The organism is Sphingomonas sp. DC4900, assembly GCF_049896485.1.
Lineage (GTDB): Bacteria > Pseudomonadota > Alphaproteobacteria > Sphingomonadales > Sphingomonadaceae > Sphingomonas > Sphingomonas aquatilis.
This window is the reverse complement of sequence record NZ_JAFCUK010000003.1, coordinates 324,682-344,703: the sequence shown is the minus strand read 5'-3', so window position 1 is coordinate 344,703 and position 20,022 is coordinate 324,682. Positions and strand designations below refer to the sequence as shown.

At 66.4% G+C, this 20,022-nt stretch carries 15 protein-coding genes and 1 tRNA gene; 9 read left to right on the top strand and 7 right to left on the bottom strand.

What is annotated here, in order from left to right; translation table 11 throughout:
- Positions 1-19: 19 nt before the first annotated feature.
- Positions 20-4,309 (bottom strand): DNA-directed RNA polymerase subunit beta', encoded by a 4,290-nt coding sequence (gene rpoC, locus ACP690_RS06185; protein ID WP_043059954.1) that lies wholly within the window; start codon positions 4,307-4,309, stop codon positions 20-22.
- A 165-nt stretch (positions 4,310-4,474) separates the two neighbouring features.
- Entirely contained in the window at positions 4,475-8,629 is a 4,155-nt protein-coding gene (rpoB, locus tag ACP690_RS06180) for a DNA-directed RNA polymerase subunit beta (protein ID WP_017978136.1), read from the bottom strand.
- A 394-nt stretch (positions 8,630-9,023) separates the two neighbouring features.
- Between rpoB and ACP690_RS06175 the strand changes: the two genes are divergently transcribed.
- On the top strand, positions 9,024-10,217 hold the full coding sequence (locus ACP690_RS06175) for a hypothetical protein (protein ID WP_426260343.1): 1,194 nt from the start codon (positions 9,024-9,026) through the stop codon (positions 10,215-10,217).
- Between the two features lie 46 nt (positions 10,218-10,263).
- Here the strand turns inward: ACP690_RS06175 and ACP690_RS06170 are convergent, their stop codons facing one another.
- The 3 genes from ACP690_RS06170 to ACP690_RS06160 form a co-directional block, all read right to left on the bottom strand.
- Positions 10,264-11,331: an NAD(P)-dependent alcohol dehydrogenase gene (locus tag ACP690_RS06170; RefSeq protein ID WP_426260344.1), complete on the bottom strand. Its 1,068-nt coding sequence runs from the start codon at positions 11,329-11,331 to the stop codon at positions 10,264-10,266.
- 315 nt (positions 11,332-11,646) lie between these two features.
- Positions 11,647-12,123 (bottom strand): Holliday junction resolvase RuvX, encoded by a 477-nt coding sequence (gene ruvX, locus ACP690_RS06165; protein ID WP_426260345.1) that lies wholly within the window; start codon positions 12,121-12,123, stop codon positions 11,647-11,649.
- Positions 12,120-13,235 carry a DUF3089 domain-containing protein gene (locus ACP690_RS06160; protein ID WP_426260346.1) on the bottom strand — a complete coding sequence of 372 codons (1,116 nt, stop codon included), beginning with the start codon at positions 13,233-13,235 and terminating at the stop codon, positions 12,120-12,122. Before ACP690_RS06160 ends, ruvX begins: the two co-directional genes overlap by 4 nt.
- A 150-nt stretch (positions 13,236-13,385) precedes the next feature.
- Here ACP690_RS06160 and ACP690_RS06155 point away from each other — a divergent pair, with 150 nt between their 5' ends.
- The 7 genes from ACP690_RS06155 (at position 13,386) to ACP690_RS06125 (ending at position 19,259) form a co-directional block, all read left to right on the top strand.
- Positions 13,386-14,234 carry a hypothetical protein gene (locus tag ACP690_RS06155; protein WP_426289604.1) on the top strand — a complete coding sequence of 283 codons (849 nt, stop codon included), beginning with the start codon at positions 13,386-13,388 and terminating at the stop codon, positions 14,232-14,234.
- A 175-nt stretch (positions 14,235-14,409) separates the two neighbouring features.
- Positions 14,410-14,712 carry an Asp-tRNA(Asn)/Glu-tRNA(Gln) amidotransferase subunit GatC gene (gene gatC, locus ACP690_RS06150; RefSeq protein ID WP_017978143.1) on the top strand — a complete coding sequence of 101 codons (303 nt, stop codon included), beginning with the start codon at positions 14,410-14,412 and terminating at the stop codon, positions 14,710-14,712.
- The gene (gatA, locus tag ACP690_RS06145) at positions 14,712-16,193 is read left to right on the top strand and encodes an Asp-tRNA(Asn)/Glu-tRNA(Gln) amidotransferase subunit GatA (protein ID WP_426260348.1); all 1,482 of its coding nucleotides are present in this window, start codon (positions 14,712-14,714) and stop codon (positions 16,191-16,193) included. The genes gatC and gatA overlap by 1 nt, the downstream gene beginning before the upstream one ends.
- Positions 16,184-16,603, top strand: a complete 420-nt coding sequence (locus ACP690_RS06140; protein ID WP_043059948.1) for a hypothetical protein — start codon at positions 16,184-16,186, stop codon at positions 16,601-16,603. Before gatA ends, ACP690_RS06140 begins: the two co-directional genes overlap by 10 nt.
- Positions 16,600-18,066: an Asp-tRNA(Asn)/Glu-tRNA(Gln) amidotransferase subunit GatB gene (gene gatB, locus ACP690_RS06135; protein WP_063688283.1), complete on the top strand. Its 1,467-nt coding sequence runs from the start codon at positions 16,600-16,602 to the stop codon at positions 18,064-18,066. Before ACP690_RS06140 ends, gatB begins: the two co-directional genes overlap by 4 nt.
- Positions 18,066-18,464, top strand: a complete 399-nt coding sequence (locus ACP690_RS06130; RefSeq protein ID WP_426260349.1) for a GFA family protein — start codon at positions 18,066-18,068, stop codon at positions 18,462-18,464. The genes gatB and ACP690_RS06130 overlap by 1 nt, the downstream gene beginning before the upstream one ends.
- 159 nt (positions 18,465-18,623) lie before the next feature.
- Positions 18,624-19,259 (top strand): peptidylprolyl isomerase, encoded by a 636-nt coding sequence (locus ACP690_RS06125; RefSeq protein ID WP_426289601.1) that lies wholly within the window; start codon positions 18,624-18,626, stop codon positions 19,257-19,259.
- 56 nt (positions 19,260-19,315) lie between these two features.
- Here ACP690_RS06125 and ACP690_RS06120 read toward each other — a convergent pair whose 3' ends face one another.
- Positions 19,316-19,567, bottom strand: a complete 252-nt coding sequence (locus ACP690_RS06120; protein ID WP_295560800.1) for a hypothetical protein — start codon at positions 19,565-19,567, stop codon at positions 19,316-19,318.
- 1 nt (position 19,568) lies between these two features.
- On the bottom strand, positions 19,569-19,730 hold the full coding sequence (locus ACP690_RS06115; RefSeq protein WP_017978150.1) for a hypothetical protein: 162 nt from the start codon (positions 19,728-19,730) through the stop codon (positions 19,569-19,571).
- A gap of 152 nt (positions 19,731-19,882) precedes the next feature.
- Here ACP690_RS06115 and ACP690_RS06110 point away from each other — a divergent pair.
- A tRNA-Leu gene (locus ACP690_RS06110) sits at positions 19,883-19,967 on the top strand.
- The last annotated feature ends 55 nt before the right edge of the window (positions 19,968-20,022 follow it).

Sequence of the window (20,022 nt, the reverse complement as noted above, 5' to 3'; positions counted from 1 at the left end):
GCCGGGGCCTGAGCCGGGATTACTCCCGGTTCAGATATTCGCCCGCGGCTTCGTCGCTGCCGTCGCCCGAGGGGACGACTTCGGCGAGCGGATCGGGACCCGTGCCGGCATCGTCACGCACCGAACGCTGCTGTTCGGCAGCGCGCAGTTCCGCGGCCGAAGCCGGGGCGACGATCGCCGCCTGCAACGCACGCTGTTGGACGCGGAGCGCCGCATCGCGCGAGGAGGCCGCGACGCGCAGGCGGTTCATGCCCGCGCCGGTGCCGGCCGGGATCAGACGGCCGACGATCACATTCTCCTTCAGGCCCATCAGCGTGTCCTGCTTGCCCTGGACCGCCGCCTCGGTGAGGACGCGGGTGGTTTCCTGGAACGACGCCGCCGAGATGAAGCTGCGGGTCTGCAGCGACGCCTTGGTGATGCCGAGCAGGACGGGCTTGCCCTGCGCACGGACCTGGTTCGCGTCGAGCTTGTCGTTGATCGCGTCCATTTCCTCGCGATCGACCTGCTCGCCCTTCAGCAGCGTGGTGTCGCCGCCGTCGGTGATCTCGACCTTCTGCAGCATCTGACGAACGATCGTCTCGATGTGCTTGTCGTTGATCTTCACGCCCTGCAGTCGATAGACTTCCTGGATTTCGCTGACGAGATATTCGGCCAGCGGCTCGATGCCCATCGTTTCCAGGATGTCATGCGGGTTCGGCGAACCGCCGATCAGGTTGTCGCCACGCTTGACGTAGTCGCCTTCCTGAACGTCGATCACCTTCGACTTCGGCACCAGATATTCGACGATATCGCCGCCGTCCTCCGGCTGGATGCCGATCTTCCGCTTCGCCTTATAATCCTTGCCGAACACCACGCGACCCGAAACCTTGGCGATGATCGCCGCTTCCTTCGGGATACGCGCTTCGAACAGCTCGGCGACGCGCGGCAGACCGCCGGTGATGTCGCGGGTCTTGGCGGACTCGCGGCTGACACGGGCCAGAACGTCACCGGCCTGCACCTCGGCATTGTCGTCGACCGACAGCACCGCACCCGGCGCCAGCATATAGCGGGCGGCCTCACCATCTTCCGAGGTCGTGAGGGTCAGGCGCGGACGCAGATCCTCCTTCGACTTGGACGAGGTGCGATATTCGATCACGACGCGCTGGGCGATGCCGGTCGCTTCGTCGGTCTGCTCGGTGAGCGTCTTGCCCTCGGTCAGATCCTGATACTTCACGATACCGGAGTTTTCCGTGATCACCGGCATGGTGAACGGATCCCACTCCGCCATGCGATCGCCCTTCGACAGCATGTGGCCGTCGTCGAACATCACATAGGCGCCGTACGGGATGCGGTGCGTCGAAAGCTCGCGACCGTCCATATCGACGATCATGATCTCGCCCGAACGCGACAGCACCACGCGACGACCGCGCTGGTCGACGATCAGGCGCAGGTCCTTGAACACCGCAGTGCCGTCGACCGGCGCCTCGAGATTCGACTGCTCGTTGAGCTGCGCCGCGCCGCCGATGTGGAAGGTACGCATCGTCAGCTGCGTGCCCGGCTCACCGATCGACTGCGCCGCGATGACGCCGACCGCTTCGCCGATGTTCACGGGCGTACCGCGCGCGAGGTCACGGCCGTAGCACTTACCGCAGACGCCGATCTTCGATTCGCAGACCAGCGGCGAGCGGATCTTCATGCCCTGGATGCCCATGGCTTCGATCTGCGCGACCATGGCTTCGTCCAGCAGCGTGCCGATCGGGATCACCACCGCATTGGTCTTCGGATCGACGACGTCTTCGGCCGTGGTGCGGCCTAGGATGCGCTCGGCGAGCGACGCGATGGTCGAACCGCCCTGCACGATCGCCTTCATCTCCAGCGCGCGCTCGGTGCCGCAATCCTCTTCGATGATGACGCAATCCTGCGACACGTCGACGAGGCGGCGGGTGAGGTAACCCGAGTTGGCGGTCTTCAACGCGGTGTCCGCGAGGCCCTTACGAGCGCCGTGGGTCGAGTTGAAGTATTCAAGAACGGTCAGACCTTCCTTGAAGTTCGAGATGATCGGCGTTTCGATGATCTCGCCCGACGGCTTGGCCATCAGGCCGCGCATGCCGGCGAGCTGCTTGATCTGCGCGGGGCTACCACGGGCACCCGAGTGGGCCATCATGTAGATCGAGTTGATGTCCTTCTCGCGGCCGACCATCGGGCCGTCCTCATAGTGACGGACCGCCTTGATCTCGTTCATCATCGAGTTCGCGACCTGGTCGCCGCAACGGCTCCAGGCGTCGATCACCTTGTTGTACTTCTCCTGCTGCGTGATCAGGCCGTCCTGATACTGCTGCTCGAAGTCCTTCACCTGCTCGCGCGTCTCGTCGACCAGACGATCCTTGTCCGGCGCGATGATCATGTCGTCCTTGCCGAACGAAATGCCGGCGCGGAACGCGTGACGGAAGCCCAGCGCCATGATCGCGTCCGCGAACAGCACGGTCTCCTTCTGGCCGGTGTGACGATAGACCTCGTCGATCACCTCGCCGACGTCCTTCTTGGTCAGGACGCGGTTGACGGTGTCGAAGGGCACCTTGTGGCTCTTCGGCAGGCACTCACCGAGCAGCATGCGGCCCGGGGTCGTCTCGTAACGCTTGAGGTACTGATTGCCCTGCTCGTCGGTCTGCGGAACGCGGCTGACGATCTTGGTATGCAGCGTCACCGCGCCGGCGAAGAGCGCCTGATGCACCTCCTCCATGTCGGCGAGCAGCATGCCTTCACCCGGCTCCTTCTCCTTCTGAAGCGAGAGGTAATAGAGGCCCAGCACCATGTCCTGCGACGGCACGATGATCGGCTTGCCGTTCGCGGGCGACAGGATGTTGTTGGTCGACATCATCAGGACGCGGGCTTCCAGCTGCGCTTCCAGCGACAGCGGAACGTGCACGGCCATCTGGTCGCCGTCGAAGTCGGCGTTGAACGCCGAGCAGACCAGCGGGTGAAGCTGGATCGCCTTACCCTCGATCAGCACCGGCTCGAACGCCTGGATGCCCAGACGGTGGAGCGTCGGCGCACGGTTCAGCATGACCGGGTGTTCGCGGATCACCTCGTCCAGGATGTCCCAGACTTCCTTGCGCTCCTTCTCGACCCACTTCTTGGCCTGCTTCAGGGTCATCGACAGACCCTTGGCGTCCAGACGGGCGTAGATGAACGGCTTGAACAGCTCGAGCGCCATCTTCTTCGGCAGGCCGCACTGGTGCAGCTTCAGCTCCGGGCCGGTCACGATGACCGAACGCCCCGAATAGTCGACGCGCTTACCCAGAAGGTTCTGACGGAAGCGGCCCTGCTTGCCCTTCAGCATGTCGGACAGCGACTTCAGCGGACGCTTGTTGGCGCCCGTGATCGTGCGACCACGGCGACCGTTGTCGAACAGCGCGTCGACCGCTTCCTGCAACATGCGCTTTTCGTTGCGGACGATGATGTCCGGCGCACGCAGCTCCATCAGGCGCTTCAGGCGGTTGTTGCGGTTGATGACGCGGCGATACAGGTCGTTGAGATCCGACGTCGCGAAACGACCGCCGTCCAGCGGCACCAGCGGGCGCAGTTCGGGCGGGATGACCGGCACGACTTCCAGGATCATCCATTCGGGACGGTTGCCCGATTCCAGGAAGCTCTCGACGACCTTCAGGCGCTTGATGATCTTCTTGGGCTTCAGCTCCGACTTGGTCGTGGCCAGCTCTTCCAGAAGCTGCACCTTCTCACCCTCGAGGTCGAGGTTCTCGAGCATGATGCGCACCGCTTCCGCGCCGATGCCGGCGGAGAAGGCGTCTTCACCGTACTCGTCCTGCGCTTCGAGCAGTTCGTCTTCGGTCAGCAGCTGATACTTTTCGAGCGGGGTGAGGCCCGGCTCGATCACGATATACGCCTCGAAGTACAGCACGCGCTCGAGCTGTTTCAGCTGCATGTCGAGCAGCAGGCCGATGCGGCTCGGCAGCGACTTCAGGAACCAGATGTGCGCGACGGGGGCGGCCAGTTCGATATGGCCCATGCGCTCGCGGCGCACCTTCGACACCGTGACTTCGACACCGCACTTTTCGCAGACGATGCCCTTGTACTTCATGCGCTTGTACTTGCCGCACAAGCATTCGTAATCCTTGATCGGACCGAAGATGCGTGCGCAGAACAGGCCGTCACGCTCGGGCTTGAACGTGCGATAGTTGATCGTCTCGGGCTTCTTGATCTCGCCGAACGACCACGAACGGATCTTGTCGGGCGAGGCGATACCGATCTGGATCTGGTCGAAGGTTTCCGGCTTCGCGATCGGATTGGCGAAATTGGTCAGTTCGTTCATGGGTATGAACCTCTTTTGAAACTCAACTCCTCTCCCATCCGGAGAGGAAGGGGCCCGCCAGCGAAGCTGGTGGGAAGGTGAGGGCAGGGCAGACCGCTGCCCTCACCCTTCCGGCGCGTTTCGCGCCTCCCTCCCTCTCCCGCCGGGAGAGGGAAGGCCGTGGCTTTACTCCGCCGCCTCGGCGAGGCCGCCTTCGTCTTCCAGGTCCTGCATGGACTTGAGGTCGACGTTGAGGCCCAGCGAGCGCATTTCCTTGACGAGCACGTTGAAGCTCTCGGGGATGCCGGCCTCGAAGGTGTCGTCGCCCTTGACGATCGCCTCGTAGACCTTGGTGCGGCCGACGACGTCGTCCGACTTCACCGTCAGCATCTCCTGCAGCGTATAGGCAGCGCCATACGCCTGCAGCGCCCAGACCTCCATTTCGCCGAAGCGCTGGCCGCCGAACTGCGCCTTACCGCCCAGCGGCTGCTGGGTGACGAGGCTGTACGGCCCGATCGACCGGGCGTGGATCTTGTCGTCGACCAGGTGGTGCAGCTTCAGCATATAGATGATGCCCACGGTCACGCGCCGGTCGAACTTGTCGCCGGTGCGGCCGTCGAACAGCTCCGACTGGCCCGACGTGTCGAGACCCGCCAGCTCCAGCATCGCCGACACGTCGCTTTCGCGCGCGCCGTCGAACACGGGGGTGCCCATCGGCACGCCGGTGCGGATGTTCTTCACCAGCTCGGCGATCTCTTCCGGCTCGCGGCTCTGGATGTCTTCGGCATAATGATCGCCATAGACTTCGACGAGGCGCGTCTTGACCGCGTCGGGCATGTCGCCCGCCTTGGCGTCCGGATTGGCCTCACGCCACTCTTCGAGCTGCGCCGCGACCTGCATACCGAGGTTGCGGGCCGCCCAGCCGAGGTGGGTTTCGAAGATCTGACCGACGTTCATGCGCGACGGCACGCCCAGCGGGTTCAGCACGAGATCGACCGGCGTACCGTCCGCGAGGAAGGGCATGTCCTCCTGCGGCAGGATGCGGCTGATGACGCCCTTGTTGCCGTGACGGCCGGCCATCTTGTCGCCCGGCTGCAGCTTGCGCTTCACCGCGACGAAGACCTTGACCATCTTGAGCACGCCCGGCGGCAGCTCGTCGCCCCGCTCCAGCTTCTCGCGACGGTCATGGAACTTGTCCGTGATCCGCTTGGCTGCTTCGTCATACTGCTGCTTGACGGCTTCTAGGTTCGACTGGACCGCGTCGTCCTGCACGGCGAACTTCCACCATTCGTGGCGGTCGACGCTGTCAAGCAGGTCCATGTCGATGGTCGAGCCCTTCTTGACGCCCTTCGGCGCCGCGGTCGCGACCTGATCCAGCAGCATCTCGCGCAGGCGACTCCACGTCGCCCGGTTGAGGATCGTACGCTCGTCGTCCGAGTCCTTCTTCAGGCGCTCGATCTCCTCGCGCTCAATCGCCATCGCGCGCTCGTCCTTGTCGATGCCGTGGCGATTGAAGACGCGGACGTCGACGATCGTACCGGCAACGCCCGGCGGCAGGCGCAGCGAGGTGTCGCGCACGTCCGACGCCTTTTCACCGAAGATCGCGCGGAGCAGCTTCTCTTCCGGCGTCATCGGGCTTTCGCCCTTCGGCGTGATCTTGCCGACCAGGATGTCGCCCGGCTCGACCTCGGCACCGACGTAGACGATGCCCGCCTCGTCGAGGTTGCGCAGCGCTTCCTCGCCGACGTTCGGGATGTCGCGGGTGATGTCTTCCGGCCCGAGCTTCGTATCGCGCGCCATCACCTCGAACTCGTCGATGTGGATCGACGTGAACACGTCGTCCTTCACGATCCGCTCGCTGATGAGGATCGAGTCCTCATAGTTGTAGCCGTTCCAGGGCATGAACGCGACGAGGGCGTTGCGGCCCAGCGCCAGTTCGCCGAACTCGGTCGAGGGGCCGTCGGCGATGACGTCGCCGGCGTTGACCACGTCGCCCACCTTCACCAGCGGACGCTGGTTGATGCAGGTCGACTGGTTCGAGCGCTGGAACTTCATCAGCGTGTAGATGTCGACGCCCGACTTGCCCGCGTCCACGTCACCGGTGGCGCGCACGACGATGCGGCTGGCGTCGACCTGGTCGACGATACCCGCACGCTTGGCGGCGATCGCCGCGCCCGAATCGCGCGCAACGGTCTCTTCCATGCCGGTGCCGACGAAGGGCGCTTCCGCCTTCACCAGCGGCACGGCCTGACGCTGCATGTTCGAGCCCATGAGCGCGCGGTTGGCGTCGTCGTTTTCCAGGAACGGAATGAGCGACGCGGCGACCGAAACGAGCTGCTTCGGGCTGACGTCCATCAGCGTGATCGTTTCCGGCAGCGCCATCAGGAACTCGCCCGCCTGACGTGCCGAGACGAGGTCTTCGGCGAAGCTGCCGTCGTCCTTCAGCTCGGCCGAGGCCTGCGCGATCGTGTGCTTGGCCTCTTCCATCGCCGACAGATAGACGACGTCGTCGGTCACCTTGCCGTCGATGATCTTGCGGTACGGCGTTTCGATGAAGCCATACTTGTTGACGCGGCTGAAGGAGGCGAGGCTGTTGATCAGACCGATGTTCGGGCCTTCCGGCGTTTCGATCGGGCAGATGCGGCCATAATGCGTCGGGTGAACGTCGCGGACTTCGAAGCCCGCACGCTCACGCGTCAGACCGCCCGGCCCGAGCGCCGAGACGCGACGCTTGTGCGTCACTTCGGACAGCGGGTTGGTCTGGTCCATGAACTGCGACAGCTGCGACGAGCCGAAGAACTCGCGCACCGCGGCAACCGCGGGCTTGGCGTTGATCAGGTCGTTCGGCATCACGGTCGAGACGTCGACGGAGGACATACGCTCCTTGACCGCACGCTCCATGCGCAGCAGGCCGACGCGATACTGGTTCTCCAGCAGCTCGCCCACAGACCGCACACGGCGGTTGCCGAGATTGTCGATGTCGTCGATCTCGCCCTTGCCGTCCTTCAGGTCGACCAGCGTCTTCACAACGGCGAGGATATCCTCGGTGCGCAGCGTCGTCACCGTGTCCGGGCAGTCGAGGTCCAGGCGCATGTTCAGCTTGACGCGACCCACGGCCGACAGGTCGTAGCGATCGGGATCGAAGAACAGGCCGGCGAACAGCGCTTCGGCGGTTTCCAGCGTCGGCGGTTCGCCAGGGCGCATGACGCGGTAGATGTCGCTCAAGGCCTGCTCGCGCTCTTCGGCCTTGTCAGCCTTCAGCGTGTTGCGGATCCACGCGCCGGTCGACACATGGTCGATGTCGAGCAGTTCGATGCGGTCGATGCCCGCCTTGTCGAGCTTTTCGAGGTTTTCGGCGCCGATTTCGTCACCCGCCTCGACGTAAATCTCGCCGGTCGCTTCGTTGATCAGGTCATAGGCCGAATAGCGGCCGTAGATTTCCTCAGTCGGGATCAGCAACTCGGTCAGGCCGTCCTTGGCTGCCTTGTTGGCTGCGCGGGGGCTGATCTTCTGCTGCGCCGCGAATACGACTTCGCCCGACGAGGCGTCGACGATGTCGAACAGCGGCTTCACGCCACGCCAGTTCTCGGCCGCGAACGGAATGCGCCAGCCGCCTTCGCCGCGGACGTAGGTCACGCGGTTGTAGAAGTGGTTGAGGATGTCCTCGCTGGTCATGCCCAGCGCATAGAGTAGCGCCGTCACCGGCAGCTTGCGCTTGCGGTCGATACGGACGTTGACGATGTCCTTGGCGTCGAACTCGAAGTCCAGCCACGAGCCGCGATACGGGATCACGCGCGCGGCGAAGAGATACTTGCCGCTCGCATGCGTCTTGCCACGGTCATGGTCGAACAGCACGCCCGGCGAGCGGTGCATCTGGCTGACGATGACGCGCTCGGTGCCGTTGATGAAGAAGGTGCCGTTCTCCGTCATCAGGGGCATGTCGCCCATGTAGACGTCCTGCTCCTTGATATCGATGACCGACTTGGCTTCGGTATCGGGATCGACCTCGAACGCGGTCAGGCGCAGCGTGACGCGCATCGGCGCGGCATAGGTGATGCCACGCTGGCGGCATTCCTCGACGTCGAACTTCGGCGGTTCGAGGACGTAATCGTCGAAGTCGAGATAGGCGGTGCCGGCGAAATCCTGGATCGGGAAGACGCTGCGCAGCGTCTTTTCCAGACCCGAGACGTGGCCCGTCGACTTGTCGGAGCGCAGGAACTGCTCATAGCTTTCGCGCTGAACCTCGATCAGGTTCGGCATCTGAATGACTTCGTGGATATCCCCGAAGATCTTGCGGATGCGCCGCTTGGCGGTGCTGCCCTGGATCGCCTTGGTGGCCATGAGCGTTATCTGTCCTCAAGTCGCTGGCGAGACCCGGATGGGTCCCGCCGAAATGTCGTGCCCGGAAATCCCCGGACCGGACGCACGAAGCGACGCAAAAAAGCCGATCGCATGATACTGCGTCGGCCTTTGGCGTCTGAAACCGCAACCCTCTATCCGTACGAAGCGCTGCGCGACGGCGCTTCATGTCCCGAAAAGCTGTGGTGAGCCGCTCATATAGGCGCGGTGTTGGATGCTGTCAAAGGGCGGACGTCCAACAGCGATCCAACACGAGCTGCAGCTTGGTTGCCGGTTCGGCCGGTCGCCTTGGCGGGGCGGTTCGTCGCAGCGCGACTGGCGGTCGTCGCTGCATGCCGCAGGAGCGGGGGCTTATCTTTGGAAGAGTTCCGCACCGATGACGAGTTTCCGGGGTGTGCGTCGGCGCACGATCCCCTTCCTGATGGCGACCGCCATCGCGCCGACGATCGCTCCGGCCGCCGCGCAGACCGGCAATGGCTCGGCGGCGCAGACGTTGCCGGGGCTGGACAATTTCAGCCTGCCGCCCTCGCAGCCGACGCCCACGCCAAGCCCGACGCCGGCTCCGGTCATCGCGCCCTTGCCGACCCCCACGGCATCCCCGCGGGCGACGCCGACACCGCGCGTGACCCCGCGTGCCACACCGACGCCGACGCCGCGTGTTACAGCGACCCCGACGCCGCGGGCGACCGCATCGCCAACGCCGGCCGCCACGCCGACTGCGATAGCGGCGCCGACCCCGACCCCAACGGCGACCGCGACTTCCACAGCATCGCCCACGCCGGTCGAGGCCGTTACGCCGTCGCCCGCAGCCACGACCGTACCGGCGACCGTACCGGATAGCGGTTCCGGTTACGGCTGGCTGATCGGGCTGGCAGTGGCGTTGGGTCTCGGTGGGGCAGGGGCCTGGTGGTGGCGTCGCCGCCGCGCCGACGCCGCGGATGAGCCGATCACCCCTGCTGCGCCTGCGCCCATTCCGAAACCGCAACCGGTCCGGCCGCGCACGCCGGCTGCGTCACCCGCCACGCCGCCGACGCCCGCACCTGCGCCGCCATCCGCACCCGTCGGGGATCGCGGGCGGTTGTCGCTGAGCCTTCACCCGCGCCGCGCCGGCCTGAATCTGCTCAGCGCGACGGTGGAGGCCGAGCTGGTCGTCCGGAACGACGGCAGCGCGCCAGCTCAGGCGATCCGCATCGGCGCGGCGCTGATCGGTGCGACACCGGGGCAGGGCGACGAGATCGCGCCGGTGTTCGACCAGCCCGTCGTCCGCCCTGCGACCCCGCCCTTCGCGCTGGGCCCCGGCGAGGAGCGGCGGATCCGTCTGGTCGTCGCGCAGGCGCGAGCGGATATCGTCCCGCTCACCGCAGGCGGCCGGACGTTGTTCGTCCCCGTCGTCGCGGTCAACGCGCTGTACGATGCCGGCGCAGGCATCGCCGGGCAGAGTGCGCGCGGGTTCGCCGTCGGCGTCGAGCGCGTCGACAGCGCCAAGCTCGCGCCCTTCTGGCTCGACCAGCCTGCGCGCATGCACGAACAGCTGGCGGTCCGCCCTTATGGTGCCGGCGTAGAGCGCTAGCCCAAACCGCCCGTCCGGCACGAACCGGACGGGCGGGCGACGCGGTTCAGGCGGCAGCCTTCAGCGTCGCCATGTCGATGACGAAACGATACTTGACGTCGCCCTTCACCATCCGCTCGTAAGCCTCGTCGATCTGCTCCATGCGGATCATCTCGACATCGCTGGTCAGACCATGCTCCTTGCAGAAGTCGAGCATCTCCTGCGTCTCCTTGATCCCGCCGATCAGCGAACCGGCCAGCGCGCGGCGGCGGAAGACGAGGTTGCCGACCGACGGCGCCGGGTGCGGCTCCGCGGGCACGCCGACAAGGCACATCGTGCCGTCGCGCTTCAACTGGACGAGCAGCGCGTCGAGGTCGTGGGGAGCGGCGACCGTGTTCAGGATAAAGTCGAACGAGCCCTCGTGCGCGGCCATCTGGTCGGCGTCTTTCGAAACGATCAGGTCCTTGGCGCCGAGGCGCTTGGCGTCGTCGCGCTTGCCCGGCGAGGTCGAGAAGACATAGACCTCCGCACCCATCGCCGCGGCGATCTTGACGCCCATATGGCCGAGGCCGCCGAGACCCACGATGCCGACCTTCTGGCCCGGCCCGACCTTCCAGTGATGCAGCGGCGAATAGGTGGTGATGCCGGCGCAGAGCAGCGGCGCGACCGCGGCGAGGTCCTTCTCGTCATGGCCGATGTGGAGGACGAAATCCTCGGTCACGACGATATGGTCGGAATAGCCGCCGAAGGTGTGGCCGCCCATCACCTCGTCCGGGCCATTGTAGGTGCCGACGAAGCCCGTCGTCTCGCAATATTGCTCCTCGCCATCGTTGCACGAGGGGCAGTGGCCGCAGCTGTCGACCATGCAGCCGACGCCGGCGATGTCGCCGACCTTGAACTTCGTCACCTCGCTGCCGACCGCGGTGACGCGGCCGACGATCTCGTGGCCGGGGACGCAGGGGTAGAGCGTCCCGTCCCACTCGCCGCGCGCGGTGTGGAGATCGGAATGGCAGACGCCGCAATACAGGATGTCGATCGCGACGTCCTTGGCACCGGGATCGCGGCGTTCGAAGCTGAAGGGCGCGAGCGGTGTGTCGGCAGCCTGGGCGGCATAGCCCTGGGTGGCGGTGGGCATGATGGAAACCTTTGGAATGGAGATAGGTGAGGGACGTCCCACGGAACGTTTCCCTTATGCTGCAACGCGGTAAGGACGCGGAGGGTCCCGGGGATCGTTTCGATAAGTTGGATCGGCTCAGTCGATTACAAAAAGGGTGCTGCGCCGATCAGTCCTCCCCCGCCAGGGGGAGGTGGCAGCGCGCGAGCGCTGACGGAGGGGGAGGTTCATGCGCGCGTCGTACCGATCGGCGTCCTTACCTCCCCCTCCGTCACGGCTTCGCCGCGCCACCTCCCCCTGGCGGGGGAGGAGTTTTGGCGGCGGTCGTCGGATCGATCAGTTCGTCGGCGCCCGCACCATCACCAAGGCATCGATCGCCGCCTGCAGGATGTGCGCGGCGGCGAGATTGTCGATCCGTTCGGCGCGTTTCGCGCGGCTCATATCCTGTTCGATCATCGTGCGTTCGACCGCCACCGTGCTCCAGCGTTCGTCCCACAGCAGGATGGGGAGGGCGAGATCGGCGCAGTTGCGCGCGAAGGCGCGGGTCGACTGGCTGCGCGGGCTTTCCGTCCCGTCGAGGTTGAGCGGCAGGCCGAGCACGATGCCGCGGACGTGCTGGGCGGCGATCAGCTTGGCGATCGCGGCCTTGTCCGCGGTGAACTTGGTGCGGCGGATAAGGTCCGCGGGGCTCGCGAAGCTCCAGCCGGCGTCGCACAGCGCCGTGCCGATCGTCTTGGTGCCGAGATCGAGCCCGATCAGGCGACCACCCTGCGGCAAGGCCGCGCGGAAATCGGTGCGGTCGAGGGTGATCATGCGGCGGCTCCGAACGCGGCGAGGCGGCGCGCGGCGTCGGCGCGGACATTGGCCCAGAACAGGCTGTAGTCGTAGACGTGGTAATTGTTGCCGGGGAGGACGTAACCCCCCACGTCCGGCGGCGTGCCGATCAGCAGGACACCGCGCGGGTCGCAGCGCGCGGGCACCTTGCCCGGCTGGATCGTCGCCGTGCTGAGGTCGGCGCTTGGGTAGAGCGTGCCGCGGTTGGCGCTGGCCGGCGCGGCGGCACCTGCGGTGCCGGTCAACGGGTTGGTACAGACCATCGGAGTGCCCTTGCGCGGGCGGCCGTCGAAGCCGGTCGTCGTGTCGTAAAGGTCGGTGATGAGCGACGGGTCGGCGGGCTCGGCAAAGCTCTGCCACGACAGCAGGCAGCGGGCCTGATCGGGGCGGCTGCATTCGGGCAGGCCGAGCGCGGCGAGGTCGGTCGTCTTCGACACCGGCCAGCCGACGACATAGGCCGCGACGATCCGGCGCGCGATCGGCGTGCCGGCGATCTTTTCGCGCAGCAGCCGGGTGAGGTGGAGCGCGCCCTGGCTGTGCCCGGAGAGGATGATCGGGCGCTTGGGGTCGACTTGGTGCACGAAGGCGTCGAAGGCGGCGGCGACGTCGCGATAGGCGAGGTCGAGCGCCTGAGTGGCGCTGGCCTCGCTGGTCAGGAACGCCCCGAATGTCGCCTGGCGATAGCGCGGTGCCCAGATGTCGGCGCTGTCGTTGAACGCGCTCGCCTGGCCGCGCAGGAAGATCGCGGCGCGGGCGTTGGTCTCGGCATCGTCGAGCGCGGCGTTCCAGTGCGCGCGGCCGATGTACGAGGTGGGGTGGATGAAGAAGACCGCGGCCCTGGCCTGCCCGGCGGCGGCGGGGGTGTAGCCGGCGGGCGTCCACCGCGCGGGATTGCCGGGAATGTCGGGCCGGGCGATCCACATCTTACGCTCTGCGTAGACGCGCGGATCGACGCTCGCCTGCGCCTGGAACGTCTCGGACGGCACCAGCGCCATGCGCAGGATGCGGTTGCCCGCAAGGCGATAGGCGATCGCCCCGGCGATCACGAGCGCGATCAGGACGGCGAAGACATAGAGAAATTTGCGCGCCAAGCGAGGCTCCCGGTTCGATGGGCGTGCTCTGCCCGATGCGGGGCGGCGGAGCAATGCAGGGTGGTGGGACCGGCATTCGGTCCGAAACGGTACGGTTTGTTCATCATTCCGGCGTAGACGGGATGCGACGTCACCGGGGGGGGATGGACCATGATGATTGCTGCCGTGACCAGAGCCGATCGGACGATCGCCGTGCCGCGTACCGTCGCAAGCGGTGGGGATTTCGAGGCCGTGCTGACGACCCAGGCGTCGGCCCCGGCAAGGGGCCAGGACAGCCGGACCAGTGCCGCCGCGGCGGTCGCGGCGTTCGACCTCGATTACAGCAATGTCGAACACAGCCAGGCCGATTACGAAGCCTACTATGCGGAGGGGGCGCGCAACGTCAGCGCGGCGCAGGGGCTGCCAGAAGGGCGGTACGATTTTACTGCCATGACGCCGCGCGAGCTGCGTATCGCGACGGGTCATCTCGTGATGAGCGGGGCAGTGAAATTCGGCGACATTGTGCATCTGGCGATGCAGGCAAGGCCGATGGGCCCGTCAGGAGAGTCGGTGCCGATAGATCGGGCGACGGACTGGTTCGCCGTGGCGGACGATCAGATCGCCAACGCGCGGGCACGGCACGAAACCGGAATCATTCCGTACCTGCAATCGGCGACCGCAGCCCTGCAACGTTTCCAGATGAAGAGCGATCGGCCCGCGGGCGCGACCACGCTAGCGTCGTCGACGCCCTCGTCCGCGACCGGCAGCGCCAAACTCGACGCGGCGCTGGAGGCCTTCCGCAAGGAAGGGAAGATGACGCCGGCCGAGCGGATGCGGCGGCAGGTGATGAAGGAGATGAAGATCACCGAGGACGATCTGAAGGCGATGCCGCCCGAACAGCGCGACGCAACCGAGAAGAAGATCGGTGAAGAGGTGGCGTTGCGGCTGAAGAAGCTGGGGATCGACGGCGGGAGCGCCGGTATGCGGTCCGTGGAGGAGTATGTCGCCGCACAGGGATAGAGTACCCGTTATCCGTTCGCCCTGAGCCTGTCGAAGGGCGGGTGGCCGCAAGCACTGGAGTCGCCTGTGGAACCCCGTGCTTCGACAGGCTCAGCACGAACGAGGGGCGGCGGGTCGATCCGTCCGCAACCGAAGCTGTTGCGCCGCAGCGCGGGCTTGGTGTAGCCGCATCGGCATGTCCGTAGACACCGCCACCGTAAAGAAGGTCGCCGCGCTCGCGCGCATTGCGATCACCGACGAGGACGCCGGCCGCCTCGCACCCGAACTCAGCAACCTGCTCGGCTGGATCGAGCAACTGGGCGAGGTCGATACCGCCGGGGTCGAGCCGATGACCGCGGTCATCCCCAACACGCTGCGCCTGCGCGACGACGTGGTGAACGCCGATCCGCTGACCGGCGGCGGCATCCGTGACGACCTGATGGCCAATGCCCCCCAGGCGGAGCACGGCTTCTTTACCGTTCCCAAGGTGATCGAATAATGACCGACCTGACCGATCTGGGCATCGCCGCGATCCGCGACGGCGTGCGCGCCGGCAGCTTTTCCGCGGTCGAGGTTGCCGATGCCTTCGTGGTGAAGGTGGCCAAGGCCAAGCCGCTCAACGCGTTCCTGGTCGAAACGCCCGACCATGCGATCGCCGCTGCCAAGGCCGCCGATGCCGCGCGTGCCGCTGGCGAGACGCTGAAGCCGCTGGCCGGCGTGCCGATCGGCATGAAGGATCTGTTCTGCACGAAGGGCGTAGCCACCACCGCGGCGAGCCACATCCTGGAAGGCTTCACGCCGACCTATGAATCGACCGTGTCGCAGAACCTGTGGGACGCGGGTGCGGGCATGCTCGGCAAGCTGAACATGGACCAGTTCGCGATGGGATCGTCGAACGAGACCAGCGCGTTCGGCAATGTCGTGTCGCCGTGGCGCAAGCCGGGCAGCGACGCGCCGCTCGCCCCCGGCGGATCGTCGGGCGGCAGCTCCGCGGCGGTCGCGGCGGGGCTGTGCCCGGGTGCGACAGGCACCGACACCGGCGGGTCGATCCGCCAGCCTGCCGCCTTCACCGGCATCAGCGGGATCAAGCCGACCTATGGCCGGTGTTCGCGCTGGGGCACGATCGCCTTCGCCAGCTCGCTCGACCAGGCCGGGCCGATGGCGCGCGACGTGCGCGACTGCGCGATCATGCTGGAAGCGATGGCGGGCTTTGACGCGAAGGACGCGACCTCGCTGCAGCTCGACGTGCCGAAGTGGGAGCAGGGGCTGACCGGCAACCTCGCCGGCAAGCGCATCGGCATCCCCAAGGAATATCGCGTCGACGGCATGCCTGCCGAGATCGAGGCGTTGTGGCAGGCCGGGATCGACTGGCTGAAGGATGCGGGTGCCGAGATCGTCGAGGTGTCGCTGCCCCACACCAAGTACGCGCTGCCGGCCTATTACATCATCGCGCCGGCGGAAGCGTCGTCGAACCTCGCGCGCTATGATGGCGTGCGCTACGGCCTGCGCGACCTGCCGGAGGGCGCGGGGCTGCAGGACATGTATGCCGCGACGCGCGCCGCGGGCTTCGGCGCCGAGGTGAAGCGCCGGATCATGATCGGCACCTATGTGCTGTCGGCCGGTTTCTACGATGCCTATTACACGCAGGCGCAGAAGGTGCGGACGCTGATCGCGCGCGACTTCGAGCGGGCGTGGCAGCAGTGCGACGTGCTGCTGGCACCGACCGCGCCGTCGGCGGCGTTCGCGCTGGGCGACAAGTCGGCCGATCCGCTGGCGATGTACCTCAACGACGTGTTCACCGTGCCGTCGAGCCTCGCGGGCCTGCCGGCGATGAGCGTGCCGGGCGGGCTCGACAAGGACGGCCTGCCGCTGGGCTTGCAGATCATCGGCAAGGCGCTGGACGAGCAGGGCGTGCTGAACGCAGGGCTCGCGATCGAGGAGCGTGCGGGCTTCGTCGCGCGGCCGGGATCGTGGTGGTAACCGACCGGACCTTCACGACACGCAACGTCGCGATGCTGCGCGAGGCGCAGGCCGCGCTCAACGTCGCGTTCGGGGCGATCCTCAGCGCCTATGTCGGTATTTCGCTCGCCGAGATCGACAACCATCCGTTCGATCACCACGTGCTCGCGCGGTTCTTCATCGCGCTGGCGGTGTTCATCCTGGGGTTGTCGGTCGGCAACAGCCTGATCCTGCGCGGCGAATTCCGGCTGAGCGCGATCTTCCTGATCCTGGCGCTGATCGCCGCGGTCTTCGCGCATCACGAAGGCACGGTGCTGCGCTTTGAGGGCGCAATCCTGCGCATCCTGGCCGGCTGCTGGGTCGTCGCGCTGCTCGGCAGCAACGTCGCGCTGACCGCGATCAACTATCTTCATCATCGGAATCGAACATGAGCGACTATCGCATCCAGGGCGCCACCGGCGAATGGGAGGTCGTGATCGGCCTGGAAGTCCACGCCCAGGTCACGTCCAACGCCAAATTGTTCTCGGGCGCCGCGACCGCCTTCGGCGCGGAGCCGAACACGCAGGTCAGCCTGGTCGACGCAGCGATGCCGGGCATGCTGCCGGTGCCGAACATGGAGTGCATCCGCCAGGCGGTGCGCACCGGCATGGCGATCGACGCGCAGATCAATACGTGGTCGCGGTTCGACCGGAAAAACTATTTCTACGCCGATCTGCCGCAGGGCTATCAGATCAGCCAGCTCTACCATCCTCTGGTCGGCGAGGGCGCGGTGGAGATCGCGCCGGACGACAAGAATCCGGACGCGACCAAGACGATCGGCGTCGAGCGCATCCACGTCGAGCAGGACGCGGGCAAGCTGATGCACGACCAGCATCCGACGCGGTCGTATGTCGACCTCAACCGTTCGGGCGTCGCGCTGATGGAGATCGTCAGCCGGCCGGACATGCGTTCGCCGGCCGAAGCGGGGGCGTATCTCACCAAGCTGCGCTCGATCCTGCGCTATGTCGGCAGCTGCGACGGCAATATGGATCAGGGGTCGATGCGCGCCGACGTCAACGTCTCGGTCCGCAAGCCGGGCGACGAATTCGGCACGCGCACCGAGACGAAGAACGTCAATTCGGTGCGCTTCGTGATGCAGGCGATCGAGCATGAGGCGCTGCGCCAGGTCGAGGTGCTCGAGAGCGGCGGCACGATCGTGCAGGAAACGCGGCTGTTCAATCCGGACACCGGCACGACGCGGTCGATGCGGTCCAAGGAAGACGCGCACGATTACCGCTATTTCCCCGATCCCGACCTGCTGCCGCTGGAGCTGGACGAGGCGTTCCTGGCGGACTGCCGCGCCAGCCTGCCCGAGCTGCCCGACGCCAAGCGTGCGCGCTACGAAGCCGCCGGCATCTCGCCCTATCAGGCGGGCGTGCTGACCGCCGAAGTCGAGGCGGCGCGCTGGTTCGACGCACTGCTCGACGCGGGCGCGAAGCCGGTCGCGGCGGCGAACTGGACGACGTCGGAGCTGTTCGGCGCGCTCAATCGCGTCGGCAAGGGCATCGCCGAATCGCCGGTGTCGCCGACCCAGGCGGCCGAACTGCTGGCACTGGTCGCCGACGGGACGCTGTCGGGCAGCCTGGCGAAGCAGGTGTTCGAGGTGATGCTGGAAACGGGCGAGGCGCCGGCCAAGATCGTCGAGGACCGTGGGCTCAAGCAGACGAGCGACACCGGCGCGATCGAGGCGGTGATCGCCGAGGTGCTGGCGAAGAACCCCGGCCAGCTGGAACAGTATCGCGGCGGCAAGGAGGCGCTGTTCGGCTTCTTCGTCGGCCAGACGATGAAGGCGATGGGCGGCAAGGCCAATCCGGGCGTCGTCAACGAACTGCTCAAAAAGGCGCTCGCCGGCTGATGATCGAGCGGGTCGCCCGGTGCCGGTGCGGACAATTGTCCGCGACCTGCACGGGCGATCCGGTGCGGGTGTCGGTGTGCCATTGCCGCGGGTGCCGGCGGCTGACCGGCGGCGCCTTCTCCGCGCAGGCGCGCTTTCCCGCCGAGGCGGTGACTCTGGCAGGCGCGTTCCAGACATGGGAGCGCGTTGGCGACAGCGGTCGTCGTGCTTGGTTTCGCTGGTGTCCGAGCTGCGGTGCCACCGTGATGTTCGTCAACGAAGGCTATGAGGACATGCCGGCAATCCCGATCGGCGCCTTTGCCGATGACGATGCGCCGACCCCGACGCTGTCCATCTTCGAAGAGAGCAAGCTGGCCTGGGTGGCGGTGGCCGGCGAGGGGATCGAGCACTTCGCCTGATCTGCACCCGCCAGTGAGATCGTATCCGCCAGTTCTTCGTCATTGCGAGCGGAGCGACGCAATCCAGGGCGTCTTGGTCCGGCTCTGGATTGCTTCGCTGTGCTCGCAATGACGCAGGATTCTGCGTAACGTCGCGATGTGTTCGACGAGGACAGGGGCATGGAAATGAAGAGGCTCGCCTGCGTGGCGTTTGCACTGATGGCGATGCCGGGCGCGGCCCAGCAGATGCCGTCACCCTCCACGCCGCTCCCCCGCGTCGCGCTCGACACCACCGCGGGCCGTATCGTCATCGAAGCCGATACGCGGGCCGCGCCGATCACGGCCGGCAATTTCCTGAAATATGTCGACGGCAAGCGGCTGGACGGCGTCGTCTTCTACCGTGCGGTCAAGGTCGCGGACAAATTCGGCTTCGTTCAGTTCGGCGCCAACGGCGATCCCAAGCGCGTGCTTCCGCCGATCAAGCATGAGCCCACGACGCAGACCGGGCTGCATCACACCGATGGTGCCTTGTCGGTCGCGCGGTTCGCGCCCGGCACCGCGCGCGGAGACTTTACCATCAGCGTCGGCGATCAGCGCGCCTCGCCTGACGCCGATCCGTCGAAACCGGGCGACAATCTGGGCTATGCCGCCTTCGGTCACGTGGTCGAAGGGATGGATGTGGTGACGAAGATCATGGACGCACCCGTATCGCCGACCGCGACGATCCAGGGATCGTTCAAGGGCGAGGTGCCTGTGGCGGCGGTGAAGGTCATCACCGCGCGGCGGGTGCCGGTGGCGATTGCGGTCAAGCCTTGAGGCGGGGGCGGTGACCTGACGAAGGGGCGGTCGGAATGTCGACCGCCCCAGTTGCCTTATTGCTGCGTCAGGTCCTGGTTCTTGACCTCGCCGCCAGTACCGCTGTTGCCGTCGAACTCGCCGGTGTCCGTGAAGCGCACCGGTTCCGGGCCGCCTTCGCCGCGCGCGACCGCATCGGCGCGTGCTTCGACCGCCTGTTCGATATCGCTGCGCTCGTCCTTGCGCGTATCCGCCCGCAACGCGTCGGGATTGTTCTCGGGCGCGTCGTCCGGCAGCGCCTCGACCGTGTCGTTGTGCCGATCGGTCATATCAGATCTCCGCCGGCTGCGACGTGCCGGGATCGCCGGCGGGCGTGGTGGGCGAGGGGATGTCGACGTCGGGCGTCGGCGGCGTGATTTCGGGCGGCGGTGCGCTCGGCTGGACCGGCTGGCTGGGCTGGGCGGGCGTTTCGGGTGGGGGCTGGGTGGCCATGGTGACACTCTCCTTCACCCGGCCAAACGTCCCGCAGCCCAGCGGGTTGCGGCGCCCCTTGCTTGCACGCGCCGTGCTGGTATAGACGCGCGCCCAAGGGATTGCCCTTCGAAGTACCGCTTCGATGGGATTCCTATCGGCGGGTCCTTCGTGCGGGCGTGGCGGAATTGGTAGACGCAGCAGGTTTAGGTCCTGCCATCGCAAGATGTGGGGGTTCGAGTCCCTTCGCCCGCACCAGTCCCGCCGCTCCGAGCGCGGGACGGCAGCTAAAGATTTTTCGTCAGATTTCTCA

Coding starts and splice junctions, on each gene's coding strand:
- ACP690_RS06175 (WP_426260343.1), top strand. CDS start 9,024: ATGACGAGTTTCCGGGGTGTGCGTCGGCGCACGATCCCCTTCCTGATG.
- ACP690_RS06115 (WP_017978150.1), bottom strand. CDS start 19,730: ATGGCCACCCAGCCCCCACCCGAAACGCCCGCCCAGCCCAGCCAGCCG.
- gatC (WP_017978143.1), top strand. CDS start 14,410: ATGTCCGTAGACACCGCCACCGTAAAGAAGGTCGCCGCGCTCGCGCGC.
- rpoC (WP_043059954.1), bottom strand. CDS start 4,309: ATGAACGAACTGACCAATTTCGCCAATCCGATCGCGAAGCCGGAAACC.
- ruvX (WP_426260345.1), bottom strand. CDS start 12,123: ATGATCACCCTCGACCGCACCGATTTCCGCGCGGCCTTGCCGCAGGGT.
- ACP690_RS06120 (WP_295560800.1), bottom strand. CDS start 19,567: ATGACCGATCGGCACAACGACACGGTCGAGGCGCTGCCGGACGACGCG.
- gatB (WP_063688283.1), top strand. CDS start 16,600: ATGAGCGACTATCGCATCCAGGGCGCCACCGGCGAATGGGAGGTCGTG.
- ACP690_RS06155 (WP_426289604.1), top strand. CDS start 13,386: ATGATGATTGCTGCCGTGACCAGAGCCGATCGGACGATCGCCGTGCCG.
- ACP690_RS06130 (WP_426260349.1), top strand. CDS start 18,066: ATGATCGAGCGGGTCGCCCGGTGCCGGTGCGGACAATTGTCCGCGACC.
- rpoB (WP_017978136.1), bottom strand. CDS start 8,629: ATGGCCACCAAGGCGATCCAGGGCAGCACCGCCAAGCGGCGCATCCGC.
- gatA (WP_426260348.1), top strand. CDS start 14,712: ATGACCGACCTGACCGATCTGGGCATCGCCGCGATCCGCGACGGCGTG.
- ACP690_RS06170 (WP_426260344.1), bottom strand. CDS start 11,331: ATGCCCACCGCCACCCAGGGCTATGCCGCCCAGGCTGCCGACACACCG.
- ACP690_RS06125 (WP_426289601.1), top strand. CDS start 18,624: ATGGAAATGAAGAGGCTCGCCTGCGTGGCGTTTGCACTGATGGCGATG.